This window comes from Pedobacter ginsenosidimutans, from assembly GCF_001442625.1.
In the GTDB taxonomy this organism is placed as follows: domain Bacteria; phylum Bacteroidota; class Bacteroidia; order Sphingobacteriales; family Sphingobacteriaceae; genus Pedobacter; species Pedobacter ginsenosidimutans.
This window is the reverse complement of the sequence record NZ_LMZQ01000013.1, coordinates 1-20468: the sequence shown is the minus strand read 5'-3', so window position 1 is coordinate 20468 and position 20468 is coordinate 1. Positions and strand designations below refer to the sequence as shown.

General features: G+C 41.3%; 10 protein-coding genes. 5 read left to right on the top strand and 5 right to left on the bottom strand.

Annotated elements, in window-relative coordinates:
- Positions 1-10: 10 nt before the first annotated feature.
- The 5 genes from ASU31_RS16135 (at position 11) to ASU31_RS16110 (ending at position 9864) form a co-directional block, all read left to right on the top strand.
- Complete coding sequence (locus ASU31_RS16135) at positions 11-1819, top strand: RagB/SusD family nutrient uptake outer membrane protein (protein ID WP_057933316.1); 1809 nt, start codon at positions 11-13, stop codon at positions 1817-1819.
- Between the two features lie 393 nt (positions 1820-2212).
- Positions 2213-6358, top strand: coding sequence for a hybrid sensor histidine kinase/response regulator transcription factor (locus ASU31_RS16130; RefSeq protein ID WP_057933315.1), 4146 nt, complete (start codon positions 2213-2215; stop codon positions 6356-6358).
- Between the two features lie 153 nt (positions 6359-6511).
- Entirely contained in the window at positions 6512-7075 is a 564-nt protein-coding gene (locus ASU31_RS16125; protein ID WP_083505395.1) for an RNA polymerase sigma factor, read from the top strand.
- Between the two features lie 8 nt (positions 7076-7083).
- Complete coding sequence (locus tag ASU31_RS16120; RefSeq protein WP_209435010.1) at positions 7084-8121, top strand: family 43 glycosylhydrolase; 1038 nt, start codon at positions 7084-7086, stop codon at positions 8119-8121.
- 612 nt (positions 8122-8733) lie between these two features.
- Positions 8734-9864 carry an alginate lyase family protein gene (locus ASU31_RS16110; protein ID WP_057933311.1) on the top strand — a complete coding sequence of 377 codons (1131 nt, stop codon included), beginning with the start codon at positions 8734-8736 and terminating at the stop codon, positions 9862-9864.
- Positions 9865-10204: 340 nt separating this feature from the next.
- Here ASU31_RS16110 and ASU31_RS16105 read toward each other — a convergent pair whose 3' ends face one another.
- From ASU31_RS16105 to ASU31_RS16085, 5 genes are all read right to left on the bottom strand, one after another.
- Positions 10205-11605: a glycoside hydrolase family 140 protein gene (locus tag ASU31_RS16105; protein ID WP_057933310.1), complete on the bottom strand. Its 1401-nt coding sequence runs from the start codon at positions 11603-11605 to the stop codon at positions 10205-10207.
- A gap of 1 nt (position 11606) precedes the next feature.
- On the bottom strand, positions 11607-14768 hold the full coding sequence (locus tag ASU31_RS16100) for a DUF6298 domain-containing protein (protein WP_083505394.1): 3162 nt from the start codon (positions 14766-14768) through the stop codon (positions 11607-11609).
- Positions 14769-14916: 148 nt separating this feature from the next.
- Positions 14917-16557 (bottom strand): hypothetical protein, encoded by a 1641-nt coding sequence (locus ASU31_RS16095; protein ID WP_057933309.1) that lies wholly within the window; start codon positions 16555-16557, stop codon positions 14917-14919.
- Between the two features lies 1 nt (position 16558).
- Positions 16559-18214, bottom strand: a complete 1656-nt coding sequence (locus ASU31_RS16090; RefSeq protein ID WP_057933308.1) for a pectate lyase family protein — start codon at positions 18212-18214, stop codon at positions 16559-16561.
- A gap of 393 nt (positions 18215-18607) precedes the next feature.
- Positions 18608-20468 (bottom strand): RagB/SusD family nutrient uptake outer membrane protein (locus ASU31_RS16085; RefSeq protein ID WP_057933307.1); only part of this gene is annotated, 1861 nt, incomplete at its 5' end.

The following is a 20468-nucleotide window of genomic DNA, read 5'->3' as shown; positions in this document are numbered from 1 at the left end:
TAAAAAGGTCATGAAAAATATAACATATAAAACAGTATTCTCCCTGGCGATGATTTTCCTGATGGCTGCGTCGGGATGTAAAAAATCATTGGATCTCCTTCCTCAGGATCAACTTTCAGAGGTTGCATATTTTAAGAATGCAAATGATTTTAAAACTTTTGCCAACCAATATTATGGTTATCTGAGGAATTTTAATACTTCCTTTGGCGATAACCCGCATTATGATGGTAGGGCCGATGTATTTGGTGGCGGTGGTGCCTTTGGCTCAGGTACAAATACCGTTCCTGTTACGGATGGAAATTGGAATAGTAATTATACCCGGATTAGGGCTTGCAATTTTTTGCTTGAAAAGGCGGCTGCTTTTGCCGATAAGGCGAGTATCGCACAATATATTGCAGAGGCAAAATTTTTCAGGGCATACGCCTATTTCGACTTACTTCAGCTGTATGGCGGCGTTCCTCTTATTACAAAGACCCTTGATCTCGAATCGCCAGAACTTTATGGAGCCCGTGCGGGCAGAGACGCAATAGCAGATCAGATCGTGGCGGATCTGGAGGCGGCCATTCCGGATCTTCCAGCTTCTATTACTTCCACTTCAGTAGATTTTGGAAGGATAAGCAGAACAGCCGCCCAGGCTTTTTTAGGCCGGGTTGCGCTTTATGAAGGAACCTGGCTTAAATTTAGGAATGGTGATGCCACCAGGTTTAACAATCTCCTTGATAAATCTGCAGCTGCCTCCAATGCGGTAATCTTAAGTAACCAGTTTGCATTGTTCGGCACAGCAGCATCTAATGCTCTAGGCGGAAATAGTACCGTTCTGGGAGATTCAGCGCAGAAATACCTTTTTATCCTGGAAAACCCGAAATCTAATCCAGCAGGCGTAAATAAAGCCGCCAATCACGAATATATCATCTCTTATCGTTATGATGACATTATCAAGGTGATCAATACCAATATCAGTCGCCAGGGAACCCAGATCGGACCTCAACAGAAATTTGTGAACGCATTTCTCTGCCAGGACGGATTGCCGATTGAGAAGTCTCCTTTATTCCAGGGTTTTCAAACTTATGGTTCGCAGTTTGCCAACAGAGACAACAGGCTAAAGTATACCATTAGGATACTAAACGGTTATTATTGGTATGGTAACGCCAACTTTAGGGTGACCTGGTTGAACGATGCTGCCGATAATGCCAATTCTACAGGTAAGGTTGTTCAGATTGGAGGTTATACTAACCAAAAATGGGTTTCTGAACGCAACGTGCCAGATACAAAAGAATCTGAAGATTATCCTGTACTCAGGTATGCTGAGGTTTTATTGAACTATGCCGAGGCACTTTATGAGAGAAACGGGACCATCAGTGACATCGATCTTGATAAATCTCTAAATCTTGTACGCCTGCGTGCCAACAAAACAATGCCTAAACTTTCGAACGCGTTTGCAGCTACAAACGGACTTGATCTGCGTACTGAAATCAGAAGGGAACGTTTTACCGAACTTTACTACGAAAACCTCAGGTTTGATGATATTAAGAGGTGGCATAGCGCGGGTACCGATTTGGTGACCAATGTTGGTGGATCGGCTTATGGAAATGCCGCTGGATTTGTTAGTCCATGGCCTGTTTCCATTAGATTTACAGGAACGCAGGCTCAATTAGGACCTAATCAGTTAGCACCTGTGCCAACAAATGCCAAGGATGCAAATGGCAATTTGATTTTAGACAATACGGCCCGTACCTTTTCCGAACGGAATTATTTATATCCCATTCCTACACAACAGTTAACCTTAAACCCAGCCCTGATCCAGAATCCAGGGTGGTAATTTTTTAGATTTTAGTTCTTTATCAACCCGGTTGCCGAATGGTGGCCGGGTTTTTTATGCTTTAAAATTTTTGAGAAAGGCAGGGTTTTATCCATGTACCAATAGCTTATTCAACGTGGCTATAGTCCAATGTCTTAAGTTAAATACCATCCGCTGTCAGTCTGAGCTTGTCGAAGACCTTTTTATAGACGAAAACAAAAAAACATTTGTCCTTCGACAGGCCCTCCATAGGAGTCCTTTGGACAGGATGACAATATTTTTTGTTTTTTCCAACTTAATGACATTGGGCTACAGTTAGCCATTTAGTTTTAGGCGACAGAGTATGAATTAAGCTTAAATATGTCCCTATTGTAATAATGTTTCATTATTTTAGTAACCAACAATTGCAAAACTGTGCAAAGAATACTGCTGATTTTTCTTTTCTTATATGCCGGTCTGAGTGTCGCCTCACAGCGAGATTCGCTCAGTGTACGCCATCTGGAAATAGAAGATGGGCTGTCCAATAATTATGTCCGCTGTGTTTATCAGGATAGAAAAGGATTTTTCTGGTTTGGTAGCAGAGATGGCCTCAACCGTTATGATGGATATGGTTTCAAGGTGTTCAGGAATGAAATTGGTAATAAAACTTCTCTTATCCATAATATTATACATGCAATTAACAGTGATACAGACAATAACATATGGATCGGTACCAGACAGGGGCTAAGTATCTATAATGATAAAAAAGGAATCTTTACAGCAGGCTCATGGCATGACCCTATAAAAGGGACAGATTTACTGATTAAAAAAGTAATCAGAGACCTTGTACCTGGTATAAACAATACCATGCTCGTCGCGACCGAAGGAATTGGGCTTCTGAGGTTCAGCAAAGGGAAGACCGTAGGTGAGCAGATTCCCCTTTTGATAAACGGCAGGCGCACTTTTTCCTATGGTGTGCAATCCGTCAGGCTGGATGATAAAGGAAGAGAGTGGGTGTTTGTACAAAATCTCGGACTTTATTATTTTGATCCCAAAGCCCGGGCACTGGTACTGGCTAGCGCTGATGTGGTTCTTGCGCTCTCTTTGGGCGTAAATGGCGGACAGGTGTATATCGGTACCTATAACGGTCTGTATCGCTATGATCCAGTCAGAAGGAAAAATACGGCCGTTAACGCCAGCGGAATCGGAGGGAAGTCAATTCTTGCTATCACCCCTGACAGTCGTAACATTCTTTATCTGGGAACAAATGGAGATGGAGTGTTCCGCTATGATCCGGCAAATGGAAGCATGCAGCTGTTGGGCAATGAGATCAACAACGGTCTGAGCGGTGAACAGATCTACTCCATATTTATCGATAAAAACGATAGAAAATGGATCGGAACTTATTCAGGCGGGGTAACCATTCTTGATCCGGTAAAAAAGATATTTCAGACATGGGCACACAATCCGCAGGGCAATTCTATCCCAGGAAACTCGATATCATCGTTTTTAGCTCCAAAAGATGGAAAACTTTATATCGGTACCGATGGTACCGGACTAAGTATCTGGGATAGGAAGTTAAACCGATTCACCAATTATAAACACGCCGCAGACCCTAACACCATATCCAGTAATTTTATTTCATCGATGGTTTCTGACAGCCACGGAGGTATCTGGATCGGAACCTTTACGGAAGGTGCCAGCCGTTTCGATCCAAAGACTAGGAAATTTACCAGATATAAGATCATAGATCCGCAGACCGGAGTAGAAAGCAAGGTCGCTTTCACGGTATTTGAGGATCAGGACAATGATATCTGGGCGGGGACCCTCAGGCGGGGAAGTCTTCTTGGAGGGCTTTATCGCTTTAACCGCGGTTTGGATAAGTTTGAGCTTTTCGATCAGAAGCTTGGTGATCTGTTTACAATGATGCAGGCCAGGGATGGCCAAATTTGGGCGGGTAATCTTGATCAATTGATCCAAATTGATAAAAAGGGAAAGAAACATAGGTTTTACGATCTTGGCTATACCGTTCGGGTGATATTTGAGGACAAAAAGGGGCTGCTCTGGATAGGGACAGAAGGTGGGGGACTCATCATTTTTGATCCTTTCAAAAGCAAGGTGGTGTCGAGGTTAACTACTGCCAATGGCCTTTGCAATAATTCAGTATTGAGCCTGATACCCGATAACCAGGGAAATCTCTGGATGAGTACCTATTTTGGAGTATCGTGCTATAACCTTGATAAAGGTACCTTCAGAAGTTTTTATCAGAGTGACGGCCTGCAGAGCAACCAGTTCCAGATCAATGCGGGAATCAAACTTGGTACAGGTGAAATCGTTTTTGGGGGTATAAAAGGGTTTAGTCTTTTCGATCCAAGGGAAATTATTCCCCACAGCCAGATGCCGAGCCTGTTTCTTACCGGAATAACCATTAATAATACGCCGCTGGAAGAGAACTTGAAACTGATTGTGGATGAAGACAATATTGCCATCCGGGAAATAGAAGTTCCTTATGATCAGGCAGTATTTACCTTTTCGTTTACGGCACTTGAATTTTCGTCCCCAGAGAAGATTTCCTATAAATATTTTATGGATGGCTGGGACAGGGGCTGGACAAATTCGGGAAAGGACAGAAAAGCAACTTATACGCATATTTCCGAAGGTAGCTATGTATTTCGGGTCAAAAGTACAAATGCAGAGGGTGTGTGGGGAAGTAATGAAATTATCCTAAAGATCAAGGTTCTTCCGCCATGGTACCGGACGTGGTGGGCCTACCTGGGATATATGACCATTATCTCCTCAGTTATCTATGTATATCTTCGATATCGGTCTGCACAGACCCGTCTAAAATATGAAGTTCAGATAGTAAATCTTGAATCCCAAAGGAAAAAAGCTGAATATGATACGCAGGTAGCCCAGCATAATATGGAACGTTTGGCGCATGACAAAGAGAGACTGATCAATGAGCAGGAAAAAGCACTTGCCGAGAAGCGCATGTCGTTCTTTACCAATATATCTCATGAGTTCCGTTCTCCGCTTTCCCTGATCATTAATCCAATTAATGACCTGATCAAAAACAGTAGTGTGGAAGGCAAGGAAAATGCGGAGCTCAGCATGATTCAGCGAAATGCCAAAAGGATGCTGTCGCTGGTAGATCAGCTGCTGCTCTTCAGAAAAGCAGAAGAAGGTTTTGAGGACATTAAAGCTGCTAAACTTGATCTTGAAAAACTATCAAGAGAGGTTTTTTATTGCTTTGTTCAACAGGCCTCTGCCAGGGAGATCGATTATAGGTTTGAAAATGCTGCTGTTGATAAAGAAGTTTATGCCGATAGGATAAAGATAGAAATCGTGCTGTTTAACCTGATTTCCAATGCCCTGAAATATACCCCGAAAGGAGGAGAAATAGTAGTAAGCTTAACCGAAGATGATCAAAGCCTTTTGATCACCGTCCAGGATTCTGGTCCCGGTATTCCCGATACCGCAGGGGAAAAGATTTTTGACCGTTTTTATCAGGCAGAAAGAAAGGACGGAAACCATAAAGCTGGATTTGGGATCGGGCTCTATCTGGCAAGACAGTTTATGGAGGCTCATTCTGGTAGCATTTTTTATCAAAACAGGGCAGAAGGCGGATGTATATTCAATATCTGTCTTTTAAAGGGAAAAGAACATCTTGTTGGCCAAGTTATTGAAGAAAAACAGGAAGGGGCAGAAGAGCTTTTTAATGAAATATATGCTACCGAACTTCCTGAATCTGCAGCGCACAATAACATCAGTCTGGATGTAAACCTGGTCAGCGATAGGCAGTCTATTCTGGTTGTTGATGATGAAAGGGATATCCGCCAGTATATTTCCAGTCTTTTCTCTGGCATTTATACCGTTTATCTGGCAGAAAATGGTGAACAGGGACTTAAGCTCGCTGCGGAAAAACTTCCAGACCTGATCATTACAGATTTCAAAATGCAAGGGATAGATGGGATAGAATTCTGCCAGATGATCAAATCCAATCCTACGCTTTCCTATATTCCCGTTATTCTTTTAACAGCAAGTTCATCTCAGGAAGTGAAGCTGAAGAGTGTACATGGTGGTGCTGATGACTATATTAACAAACCCTTCGAACGCGAATACCTGATTGCCAGGGTAGCCAATTTGCTGCGCAACAGGAATAATCTCCAAAACTATTTCTATAACGAAATTACCCTTCAAAGTAATGCTGTGGTGGTATCTGAAGAGTACAAGAAATTTTTGGATACCTGCATCTTAGTTGTTGAAAACCACCTTACCGATTCTGACTTTGGCATAAAGGCCCTTGCCGATGAGATAGGAATGAGCCACTCCAATTTGTATAAGCGTGTGAAAAGCATTTCAGGACAATCGGTGAATTCCTTCATCCGATTCATCCGCTTGAGGAAGGCTGCAGAACTGATGATCAACTCAGACCACAATGTAACCGAGGTAGCCTTCCGTTCGGGATTTAATGATGCCAAATATTTTGGTAAACAGTTCTCAAAACTTTTTGGAGCAACCCCCACAGCGTTTATCAGAAAACACCGGAAGATTTTCAATAAAAGGTATAAAATGAAATAGATATGTTTCATCATACTGCCTATTTTAAGAGTAAAATGGCTTTTTAGGTGTTGCTAAAGCGGTTTGGCGAAAATACACTCCTATTTTACGAATTTATACCCATCATTTTTTTAAGCTCGTACCATCTTCGTATCAACCAAATATTGATATGTTATGATGACTGAGAAATTGATTGCACTATGGGAAGGAACACTGAGGGGGAATGAGCGTGATTATGCACAACTGCATGCAAAACTTTATCCAAAGCTTTTCGTTTTTACCACCAGGATGTTAGATGATAATGATCTGGTAAATGATCTTTTACAGGACCTTTTTATTAAGTTCTGGGAGAACAGAGAAAAAATCGGAACGATCAGAAACGTGGAAGCCTACTTTTATAGGTCTGCCAGGTCGATCGTACTTAACCATATCCGTCTCACCAAACACCGTGAAGCTAAGCTGACCTTAATGCCAGTTCAAGGGTTAGTCTTTTCGGCAGAGGAGATCATGGTATCTAATGAATCAGATTCCCTGATGAAGCAACAGATGGTAACGGCGCTCAATTCGCTTCCTGCCAAACAGCGGGAAATACTCACCATGCGTTTTTATGATGAGCTTAGCTATCCACAGATTGCCGATATTCTTAAAATCCGTTATCAGTCAGTAATAAACCATGTTTACCGTGCGGTACAAACACTTCGGCAGGTCTCAGACCTTTCATCCGTTTATGCAGCTTAGTGAAAAAAATGAAACTACATAAAATGAACCATACAGGCAAGTTTCTGTTCAGATTTGCCACTGTCCTGTTTGCGTTGTTATACACAGCAACAGGTATGGCACAACAGCGAAAATCGATCCTTCCAGGCGAACTTTGGCCAGATGACAAGGGAAACCATATCCAGGCACACGGTGGAGGGATTACTAAAGTGAAGGATACTTATTACTGGTATGGAGAAGAGCGTCGCCAGGGACTGGATTCTAATTACAGGTACGTGAGCTGCTATTCATCAAAAGATCTGATGAACTGGAAATTCAGGGGAGATGTATTAAAAATGACCGATCCCGACAGCCTTGGGAAAAAGTGGGTATTGGAACGCCCAAAGGTTTACCATAACATCAAAACCGGAAAATACATCATGTATATGCATATCGATGGGCAGGTAAAGGGTCAGAAAGGTAATTATAGCTATGCGCGGGTAGGCGTGGCTATTGGTGATTCTCCAACAGGACCTTACAAGTTTATTCGTACTTTCCGCCCCTTAGGTCAGGAAAGTCGTGATATAGGCCAGTTTATAGATGATGACGGATCTGCTTATCTTATTTTTGAGGATAGACCAGTTAAAGGCTTCCACATTGCGAAACTTTCTGAGGATTACCTGGATGTTGAAAAAGATATCTGTATCATTAAAGTACCCCTGGAAGGCGGAGCAGTGGTAAAATATAATGGACTTTATTATGCGATTGGTTCGGCGCTGACCAGTTGGAACCCAAACCCAAATAAGTACGCAACAGCTAAATCCCTGGAAGGACCATGGTCCGAATTCGAAGATATTGCTCCACCTGAGACCAATACCTATGGATCACAGTCTACGTTTATGCTTAAGGTTGTCGGCACAAAATCGACTGCTGTAATCTTTGTGGCCGATAAATGGAAACCCCGTACCCAATGGGATTCCCGATATCTTTGGATGCCACTGGAGATTGGCGAGGGCAAACTCAGGCTTCCGGAACCTAAACCATGGCGCATCAATGTGAAAACAGGAGAAACAGCGGTCATAAAATAATTAGATTAAAAAAGAGGGTGTATCATAAAGGTGATTTCAGCTCAGATGCTGTCATGTTGAGCCTGTCGAAACACCTTAAAGAGAATTTAAAACAGGTCCTTCGACTCCGCTATCATTGATGTTGTTTTGTAATCATCTAAATATGAGTTATTTATTGCGATTTTGTATTTCCACCCAACTAGGCCGTAGCACCGTATCCCCGTTCTACTTAAATCCGGCCTAATAAATTTTTCGGGCTGCACTGCACAAGCCAATCTACTAGCTTCGAAAGAAAAATTTTCAGCCGGTGTTTTTTGTTTCTTTTTGACATCAAAAAGAAAGAGGCCCGTCCGGCTAGGACTAATAAAACACCCCGTCATGCGGACACCCCTCTAAAAGAGGTGAATTACATATCACTTGAAATTTAAATGCTACAATTTTGGGGTAGCCTGGCAGTCAGATTGGTGACTTATCAACAAAAGGAACAGTTTAAGGATATGCTGAAAATATGTTTATATCCTAGGTGTTACAATGTGAGTATGGTACTATATTTTTCGTGTCGTATAGCGTACATTCACTTTTATGATCAGGCCTGTAAAGGTGTGTTTCAAAATATCTATTTAATCCAAAACAATGAAAAAAATACAGAATCTTTATTTGATTGCCTATTTTCTATTTTTTTTAAGCTCTATTTCATCAGCACAGCAGAAATTCATACATCCGGGTATCCTCTTTTCCAGCTCAGATCTACAAAGGATATATCAGACCGCCCAGGATAAAAGTTCGGTGGGTTATGCATCGTTTGAGCTATTAAGGGATAATTCATTGGCCAGCACAGACTATAAGATGAAAGGGCCATTCAGGGTAATATCCAGAGACGGGGAGTTTGGGAATACCAAGAGCCTGATGGAAGCAGACTTCAGCGCAGCTTATCTTAACAGCCTCATGTGGATAGCTACACGCGATCAAAAACATGCCGAAAAGGCCATTACAATATTGCTAGGCTATGCAGATTCCCTGCAGCGCATTCCAGCTACCAACGATGCTCCGTTATTGGTCGGATTGGAAGGAACCAAGATTATCAATGCCCTGGAAATCCTGAAATACGATTTTAAAAGGGCTGATCCCAGAAAACTTGAGCGGATAGCCCGTATGGTAACAGGGATTTTTTTGCCAGTCTGTGAGCAGTTTTATGCAAGCCCTGCTTATACAAATGGAAACTGGGGACCCATAGTGACAAAATTCTACCTCTCGGCTGCAATCTATCTTGATGATCAGAAAATGTATCATAAAGCTGTAAATTTTTATCTCCATGCTAACGATAACGGAACCATAGCCAACTATGTGGACGGGGAAACCGGACAGATCCAGGAAAGCGGTAGAGACCAGGGGCATTGCCAGTTAGGGATAGGGGCGATGGCCACTATCTGTGAGATTGCATGGAAACAAGGGGATGACCTTTATGGTGCGCTTGATAACCGGCTGTTAAAAGGATTCGAATATACCGCCAGCTATAACCTCGGCAACCAGGTTCCGTTTAAAAAATGGAAGGATATAACTGGAAAATATAGTGACTGGGAACAGATATCCGTTACAGGAAGGGGAAGATTTATTCCTATTTACCAGGTGGCCTATAACCATTATGTACGCAGAAAGGGACTTTTAATGCCCTTTACCCAGCAAGTAATAGCAAAAATGGGGGCAGAGGGATATGATCGGGACCAACCGGGGTTTGGTGGATTGCTTTACCTTGACAGCAAATAAGCTTCACTACCAATCGTCTTTTATCTGATTCCTTTCTCCGATTACCCCAAGGCAGTCAATGTCATTAAGTTAAGCACGGCGGTCGTCAGTCTGTCCAAAGGACTCCTGTGGAGAGCGTAGTCGAAGACCTTTTTCTGTAATTTGTTAAAAAGATTGTCTTTCTACTCCGCTCAGGATGACATTTTTTTAACTCTCGCGATAGATTTCTCCATTTCGCTGCGCTTCAGTCGAAATGACGTTTCTCGCGGTCGTCATTCCCGCGCAGGCGGGAACCTTAATACACAAACAATAGCCAAAGCATTACGATTCCCAATCAAGTTGGGAATGACGATTTAACTATTTATATCTCCTCCAACACTAACACCCAATCATTACCATTTGCAGGCTCACCTGGTGGGTTAAACTCTTTTATTCCTTTATTTTCAAATTCTCCGATTTTTGTACTTTTTCCTGTTCTTGGATCAAACCATGATGCTTTTACTTCATCGCCATCTATTTTACCTAGCTGCACACTGAAATTACGTCCTGTATAGGTGTAAAGCAGTGCAAATTCTTCACCTCTTGTGGCAAGAATCCGATCGTACTTTTCGCCGTTTTTACCTGCTACCAAAGTCTGATCAGGCACACGGTCGAAATAAGAATGAGAAAGCATTAAATCTTTTAAATATTGCATTTGTTTAGCACCTGGGGCATTAATTGCAGTGATCCACTGGTCTTTCGGACCATAAGCAGGTTTTAAATCTGTTTTTTTGTACATCTGCATCACCGAATTATGACCATAGGTATAGCCAAAAGCACCAGCAAAAACCGACCAGTAACCATATCTCCTCACATCACTGTCTGTCCAGCGTGGTTGGGTAGTATCGTGTAAGCCCTGAGGAATATCTTCGTACGAAGGCTCACCATCAATGGTTGGTTTGGTAGGTTTTAATTTATAATCGGCTTCGATATATTTCCAGTTATCCTCGCCATAATGCAATTTTTCATTTTTAGATGTATCCTGATCATAACGGCGATGGCCAGATTGAACCATATCAAAATCGCACCATTTTGCATTTTGAAACCATTGTGAAGAAGCTGTTCTTCCCCTGGGGTGGAAAGTAATTAAATGATTCGGATCGTTTGCCCTTAAAGTTTCGCCAATGGTATTCCAAACATCCGCACCATCACTACCTTTAATATCACCACCATTGAGCCAAATGATGTTCCACTTATCTTTATAACGTTTTGCCAGGAACTCAGAATAAGCCTTTGCCTGCGTTTTATTCACTTTTTTATTTTTTACATTGGTACCCCAAACCGGAACCAGGGCCATATAAAGGCCTTTTTCTGCTGCCTGATCAACGATATAATCTACATGGTCCCAATAATCATAAGCCAAAGAATCTTTTGGGTTATTGCCCGGTGTAAGCATCGGCTTTGATACATCTGCATGTACAACCGACGAATCCAGATACACATTTCTCGATGGAACATCATGTAATAACATCACCTGGATTACATTAAAACCTTTCTGTTTGCGGTCTTCGAGGTAAGTATTCGATTCTTCGCGGGTTAACCTGCTGAACAATAACCAGCCTGTATCGCCCAACCAGAAAAAAGGTTTGCCATCGCCAGTAGTGAGGTATCTGCCATTCTCAGAAACAAGGAGGCTCTTATCGCCAAAATGAGGTTTCTCCTTACAGCCAAAAGCTAAGCAAGAAACCACAACAAGCAGAAATATTTTAGATTTAATGTTCATGTTAAATTTTATTGATGATGATGACTTCGTCGCCTGATCCAACCTTCTTTAACTTAGTAATAGCGCCGGCATTAATTTTCTCTTCTTTAAGTAGTTTCCCTGTTCTCGTGTTCAGCACTTTTACGTTGAATTTTCCAGATACTTTGCTCAAATCGAGATTGATGGTATTGGCAGAAGCGTTATACAAAATATATGCTTTACCCGGGTTTACTAAACCATATTGTTTTGCAGACTTATCTGCAGGTAAAAAGGGTTTCATCGAAGATGCCGCGGTTAAAATTGAAGCATCAATTCCATCGACATTGGAAAGCGAACCACCTGCCATTAAAATTGCCCAACCGAAACTGTCAAAGCTATCTCCTGAATAAATCACTACCTTTTCAGGGAATTTGTTTTTATATTCAGATACTGCGTGGTAAACTTCTTCGAAAGAGGTTTTTTTAGGTTTTAACAAACGTGCATGCTGACGTGGAGCCAAACTTAGCCCACCTTGTGGTGCGTAAGCCGTTCCATCGGCCTGGTAATGCCAGTACCTAATGTCGATCAGATCGACAACATCAGCACGGTTCGGATCCGCTAAAATGGCATCCTGAACATCTTTAGTTACACTTAAGCCAATAATTGGGTGCTTGCCTGTTTCTTTTTCCCATTCGTTAATGGTATCGATCCAGAACTGAACAAAGTGCAACGGACCGGTAAATTCGGCACCAATTAACTGGATAACGCCTGAGTTTCCATCAAAATTCTCTAAACATTTTCTGATATAAGCTTTATGGATCGCCTTGCGGTGTTCGTTGCTGATATCGTAAAACTGCTCAGCCATAAAAATGCGTTTGTCGCCAGCATATGGTACAGGTTCAGGGAAACCTGTGTTGTTTATGTTGTTTGCGGTACGCCAAGGAAAATCGGCATAATGCGCCCCGGCCTCGATAATGTTGTGTTGAAAATAGTTCTCGTGGATTAAAACCAGGCCTTTTTGATCAGCCAGATTAGCAAATTGCTTTAACCTGTCCCAATACCAAAGGTTGTATTTGGTAATGTCATATTTGCTCAAACCATCCCAGGCTTTATCTTGTCCGCTACGAGCGAAAGGCAATTCATAAAAAGGTGCCCAAACTTCGCCATCCATACGGCGGATGCGTTCGTGATCATCTCTTCTTCTATCGTACCAAAGGCCATAATTGTGATCTAGCACTTTAACCTGACCGTTTTTCATGGCATCGGTCATCGAATCCAGATCATCAGTTAAACCATTACCAGAACGACCGGGAACGAAACGTGTGATATGAAACTTCGCATTTTTTAATCCATACGGACGGGCGCTTCCGTTCCACCAAGGCACATCCTGACGATCACCCAGAACGATTTCGCTGCCACGAACCAACCAACCATTTTTGATGCCCATTGCACCCGCAAGAGCAGGTTGAGCAACTTTATCTAAGCCGATTTTATCTATGCTTTTTGCCGAACCAGCATCTGTCGGGATTTTATTCCTGTCAGGTGCTGCATCAATATATTCCGAGACGGTTAAAGCAGGTTTGTAGGCCAATTTTGTCAGTTTTAATGCAACATCTACAGGTGGACTGCTTGATGCTTCCGTTTCAACAGGCAGTACAAAATTCCTGCGATCTACCTCACTTCCCAATCTATCTTTTAGTTGGGCATAATATAAACTTCGCGGCTGAATCTGTTCGTTCGACACATCCCAATAGCCATTTCCGGCAAATTGAGACCAAGTTCCAAAAGCCCAGTTTTGAGCTGTTGGTGGCTGAAAATTATCAACCCTTGCGGCACTACATTGCCAAAAAACACTATTTGCGGCACTCCAGCCAGCACCTTGCCCATCCTGTCCGCGGTTTAAATAACTCAACGCTTGTCCATCAATATTTACGATATCGAATAATACACCTGATGCCCAGCTATCAATTGCGCCGCTAAAACTGAAAGGTAAATAAGACTGACACTGCACAAAAACATTGGGGCCTGGAGCGCAAAAGCCAACAGCAAAATCATGGTAGCCATATTCTGAGTATAACCTTTGGAAAAGCGTTTGCTGACCAGTTGTTAAAAAGGTAAAACGGCGCTCGCCACCGATTTCGGAAATTGGGGCTAACGATTTACAATCTTCAACAGTAATCCTTTTTGAAGTTTCCAAAACATTTACTGCAGAACCTGCAAAATGCTCAAAAACCACCTGACGAACCCAGGCATCCTGTACGTTTTCTAAACAGATAGCTGTCCAACGGTGATACTCGTCTTTAATATTTTCTTTATGATAATCTGATTCGATTTTCAGGTTTTCAATACCTGTTTGTGCAATTCTTCCATCCCATTTATATTTTGAAACCGTTGCGCCACCATATTTAGCATCTAAAGCTGTTGTAATTGGGGCATCAAAGGTAATTGTAACTCCATTAATTGCGGTAATTTTTCTATCCCAATGAATATCCCTAGTTCCTGGTTTCCATCCCAAAGCACTTTCACCACCACCAAATTCGACCGTTTTGAGGGTTTCGATCCATTCTTTGGTTGAAGGTCTGTTAATGATGATCTGATCACCTACTTTAAATCCATTGGCATTAGCCAGTGTAATTTTATTTGCATTAACGGGCACATAAGCATCTGTAACTGCGATTGCCTGTTCTTCTATCCTGTTTTTTTGACCTATAATCCTGATTACACCCATCCGGTCTAAACCAGTTGCAAAAATCTTTGTACCATTTTCGCTCATTCCACTTCCACGGAGTACTACCCCAGAAGCTGACAACCTTAATGTTCCGGCAACTTCGTAAGTTCCTTTTTCCAATAAAACCGCACCACGCAGACCATCTTTCCCGACTGGTAATTTCGAAACATAATTAATGGCCGATTGAATCCTTAAAGTAGCATCGCCTTTTGAAACCGGAACTATTACCTTTATTGGTGCATTGGGAATGGCTTTTTCGCCTGCCATGTAACCTGCATAAGAAAAATCGGGAATGCGGTTTCCATCTGCATCCGGTGTATAAGCCATTTTACCGTCCTTCCCTTTAAAGATAGGTTTTGGTTGCTCCACCGGTTTTGTTTTTTGGGCAAAAGAAAAATTAAACACCAAAAGCGCCATTACCAAAATCGGTAAGGTTTTTAGTTGTATAACTTTTAATATGTGGTTAGTTTTTGGCATTAATGTTATTTTCTTTGTCAACAATCTATGAACGGTCGTCACCCTGAATTCATTTCAGGGTCTTTATAGCATGAAAGATGCTGAAATAAATTCAGCATGACGATTTTGGATAGAAGATACTCAGTCTTTCAGCTTTAGTCTTTTTTCTTTAACCCTTAACAGGTCTCACTTTATTGATATCTACCAAACTATTCAAATAAACTTCGATATTGGCATAGCCTGATTTCGAAATTTTTGATGCATCCTTAGCGTCTTTCGGGTTTAGTCCGTTTTTGGTTTCCCAACTATCAGGAATACCATCGTTATCGGTATCTATATAAGGTTTTCCTTTATATTCAGGATATCCGCCTACTTGTGCGATATCTGAAATAATTCCTTTTTTATAAGAATCTGCAGGTAAACGGCGTTTTACATAACTTTGTTGAGCTGGAAGTTTCCCATCCTCAACATGATCAATTTTACCAGTGGTTACCTGCCTGATAATGCGTTGATCAACAGCATCTCTAACAGGAAGGGATGCACCAGCATTAGCTAAAACATAATCATAAGCTTTTTTAGTATCAATGATGGAAATTTTAGCCATTGGCAAAGGTTTATCTACTTTCATCGAATCTAATAGTTTTTGTTTATCTCTTTTACTTTCAGGCTGAACGCCACCGTCCCAATTATTTTTGGTTACTTTTTCATTTCCTTCTATAATATTTCCGGTTACATAAGCCCTACCAAATTCGCTCGAGAACTTTTTATCCCTACCCGATTCAGGTTTTAAGATACGATAAGAAATCGGTTCGCCCGCAGGTGTAATGGGGCCTGGTTTATAATAATTGTTGATGAAACTATAAAATGAAGCATTATCGCCACCATCGGCACTCCTGTTCCACCAGTTAAAGATCACATTATTGGCAAAACCAAAATCGCCATACATCCCAACAGATGGATTCCTGCTGATATTTGATGCCCAAAGGTTACGCATAAAAGTACTGTTCAAACCACCAATTGTACTTCCGAAAGCATGGTTGTAGGTATCCAAAGCCTCAGAAAAGATCGAATTCTGAATGGTAACGTTTACTGTAGGTAATTTTACAGGTTTAGAACCATCTTTTGGATCGTAAACATGGCGGTAAATCGACATATTTTCATCCAGTCCCCAACTTGCCGAAACGTGATCGATAATGATGTTTCCTACAGGATTTCCGCCAATGGCATCATCTCTACGGGTAACATCGGTTGCACCACGACGGAAACGCATATAACGGATCACCACATCGTGGGTATTAATCCAAACCGATTCGCCAGCTACACAGATTCCATCACCGGGCGCACTTTGACCGGCAATGGTAATATAAGGTGCACGGATAATCAGTGGTGTTTTTAATTTGATGATACCCGAAACGTTAAAAACAATGATTCGGGCACCGCCTTGCTCACAAGCCTCGCGTAAAGTTCCGCTGCCCGAATCTTCAAGACTGGTTACGACGTAAACTTTTCCTCCACGGCCGCCAAAAGAATAAGCACCACCACCTTCAGCACCCGGAAAGGCCACTGTTTTAGCTTGCGGTAGATCGCCTGGTTTTGCTGCCCATGGAATATAAGGTTTACCATGTTTTGCTTCTTCATCTACAATGTGTTTTACTTTTAAAAATTGCAGTTCAGATTTTTCTTCAATGCTTTTTAAAAGCGAATCGGCTTTCTTTTCCATAGCCTCTGGGATTACCGGATATTGTGCAAAGGCTGCATTTCCAATGCCACAAAGCACTATTATGCTAAAAATTGAATTCCAGGTACGCATATTAGTTAGGCTTAACAATAGAAAGTGGAACCACACTATTTAAATATACTTCGATGTTTGCATAACCACTTTTAGTGATTTTTGAAGCATCAGATGCATCCTTAGGATTTAAACCATTTTTAAGCTCGTAAGCATCAGGCATGCCATCATCATCACTGTCCTTATATGGTGTGCCTTTATATGCTGGGTAACCTCCAACCTGAGAAACTTCGGTAATGATACCTTGCTTGTAAGAATCGCCAGGTAATCTGCGGTGTTCGAATTGAAAAGCAGACGGTTTCGCATCAGGGTGAACTTCAATTTTTCCTGTGGCAACCTGTTTAATTACCCGGGTATCAACCGGATCTCTCTTTGGTAAAGTTGCACCAGCATTTGCCAAAACATATTCTTTAGCTTTTAAAGTAGGGATAATGCTAATCTTAGGCATTGGAAAGGGATTCTTAGCTTTCATCGCTGCGAAATATTTACTTGCTTCTTCGAAAGACATTAAATTTCCTTTTTTATCTTCTAATTGAACCCCTCCATCCCAGTTATTTTTGGTTACTTTTTCGTTGCCGTCGATGATATTTCCAGCTACATAAGCCCTGCCAAAAACAACATAAGGTAATTTACTACGGCCAGATTCTGGTTTTAAAATGCGGTAACTGATCGGATCTTTTAGTTCAGTAACAGGACCCGGTTTATAAAAGTTATTGATGATGTTATATTGTGCGGTATAATCGCCGCCATCTGTAGAGCGGTTATTCCAGTTAAAAACCACATTGTTAGCGAAATTAAAAATTCCGTTCCAACCAATTGATGGGTTACGTGCACCGTTATCTGCCCAAAGGTTACGAACAAAGGCACAGTTTTCTCCACCTAAGGTGCTGCCAAAAGCATGGTTCCAATAATCTAATGCTTCAGAAAAGATCGAATTTTGAATGGTGATATTTACCGTTCCTAATTTCTCTTCTGTTTTGCCAGTACTATCATTGTACATATGGCGGTACATCGACATGTTTTCGTCTAATCCCCAGCTTGCCGAAACGTGATCGATCATAATGTTACCTACGGGATTACCACCAATGGCATCATCTCTGCGACCAACAAAGGTTTCTCCCCTTCTAAAACGCATGAAACGAACAATCACATCATGTGTATTTAACCAAACCGATTCGCCGGCCACACAAACACCATCACCAGGTGCGGTTTGACCAGCAATAGTAATATAAGGCGCGCGAATAATTAATGGCGTTTTTAACCTGATAATCCCTGAAACATTGAATACCACAATCCTTGCACCACCCTGCTCACAGGCATCACGCAAAGAACCTGGACCGCTATCGTTTAAGTTTTTAACTACAATAACCCTACCGCCATGACCACCAAAACTATAGGCTCCACCGCCTTCTGCACCTGGAAAAGCCAATAAATCTGATTGTGGTAAATCATTTGGTCTGCCTGCCCATGGAATATATGGCTTACCTTGTGCTGCTTCTTTTGCAATAATCGGCTTTGCTTTCTCCCAGGCAATATCCGATTGGTGATAAGCTTCCTTCATCATTGAATCAGATGATTTCTTGATGTTGGCCGGAATGTTTGGATATTGGGCAAACGTATAATTTGCGGAGAGTATTAATGCTGTTGTTAGCAACAGATTTAAAATGTTCTTTTTCATTTGTGTTGTTCGTTGGGAAGAGAAAGAAATTACGAAATATTTTTAACTAGCAGAAAAAATCTAATTGCTGATATTGAAAATCGTGGCTCATTTCTTTGTCTATCCTTGTAAGTAATTTTGGTTAGAAAGTATATTATCTTTCAAATTTGCATGCAAAAAGCACCTGTTTAATGTATAATTTTGGCTATCTATTGTACCATCTTATCAATTGGCAAAAATGCCTGTAACAAATTAAATTCATTCTCGCAGCCATGTTACAAGATAAGAATAAAATTCATATATAAATGTAACATTCTTAAATAAAAAAAAGGAAACAAATTAATGTCCCCTTTTTCCAAACCAAATATAAAAAAAACAGGGCGGTGAGCAAACCGCTCCAAGATCTTAGCTCATTTATTTTAATGGATCAAAGGTACCACCTCCATTCATGCTATCCCAACCTGTTGTTTGTTGTAGATAAGGACTTGCTGATAATACAGTTTGATTGATTCCAAAGAAATAATATTGAGGATACCAGGTGAATTTCCAATTCGCTGGGCTTGTTTTGTCAAGATCATCTCTAACGCTTACTTTAAAATAGTTATCGTAAAGGTAATCAAGGTATTGATCATATGTTGTTATACCTGCAGGATAGGTAGCTGGGTCTCTGTCAATTAACGGAGCTGTTCCCGTAGCAGGTTTTAATAATGGATCATTTGCACCAACGTAATCTGCACCTGCAGTTGTTTTAACACCGATATAAAAACCAGTTCTGCGGGTACCGTTTAATGGAGCAAAACCTAATCTGGCTGTAGTTGCGCCTGACTCAAATAACATCCATCTCCTTAAATCCCAGAAACGTTTACTTTCATAAGCGAATTCTATTTTTCTTTCATTTAATACGGCAGCAAATAATTGGTCGCGGCTTAAACCATTTCCAATGCCATAAGAACCATCAGTGCCAGCTAAAATACCTGCCCTATCTCTTATAGATTTAATACCTTCAAAACCTTCGCTCAATTTATCTGTACCAATAGCCGATTCGGCTAAGTTAAGTACTACTTCAGCAAATCTTATTTCCATATAATCTGTTGGACTATTACTGAAATTACCGATGGAGTTGTTTGCATTTGGATTATTTGCTTTACATAAATAAATACCGCTTGCATTGGCTCCTTTTGTTTCAGTAGTGCCATTATAGCCAGCTGTTGCCGTTTTTTTCCATACGTAGGTCCATTGTTTATAATTTGTGGCTCCGCTATATGGCCAAATGGCTCCGTTGTATACAAAAGTTTTATAAAATCGGGGATCTCTATTTTTGTAAAACTTAGCATCAGAATATGGGTAAGTTGAAGATGAGGCCGTAATCGGTTTACCATCTCTCATCGGGAAGGCATCCACAATCTGCTTGGTTGGCGATATTGATCCGGCGCCATTAATTTCACGCGAACGCGTAGCCTGTTCCCAACCATTGTTTTTTTGTGGATTTCCAGTTGTTAGTGCATTAAAGCCAAAAGAGAATACAGATTCGATACTGTTATCAGCTGTGAACATATTTCCCCACGCTACACCGTTTGCTGTTCCGCCTACTTTATATAAACCAAAACTATTAGCTTCTAATAAGGTTTTTGCCGCTAAATTTGCCTGGTAGGCTCTTTCCCAACGTATCCTGTCATCAGTACGGTTAAAAAGTGGACTAGCCCATGTTAACAGTACCCTACCTTTTAACGCAGCCGCTGCACCTGATGTAATCCTACCATTATCTACACCTGTCCATTTTCCAGGCAATAAAGAAATTGCCAGATCTAAATCTTTAACAATCTGTTCGATACAGGCAGAAGATGAACTTCTTTGTATTTCGTTGTCTGGTCCGGAAGAAACAATTGGATCTTGGGGCGTTAATACCAATGGTACTCCACCATATAACTTAACCAATTCGAAATATTGCCAGGCTCTCCAAAAGTACATCTGTCCTTTAAATTTATTGGTTACGTCTGTTGTTAAACCATGTTTGTCAATTTCCTGAAGAAAAAGATTAATCTCTTTCATGCGTGTCCAGGTGTTATTGGCTACACTATTTGGCAAACGTTGGCCAAAGTATTTCAATGCATTTGTATTCACATAAGAAATCTGCGCCCATTCTTTATTCCAGTCCGTTTCACCAGCCAGCTCATCAGTTGTTTGGGTAAAGGCCGAACTGTAAGTGCCATTATCGGTAGCGCTTTGTACCTGAACATTCGGGGTTCCGTTATTGGCAGGTAAAAACATGCCGTAT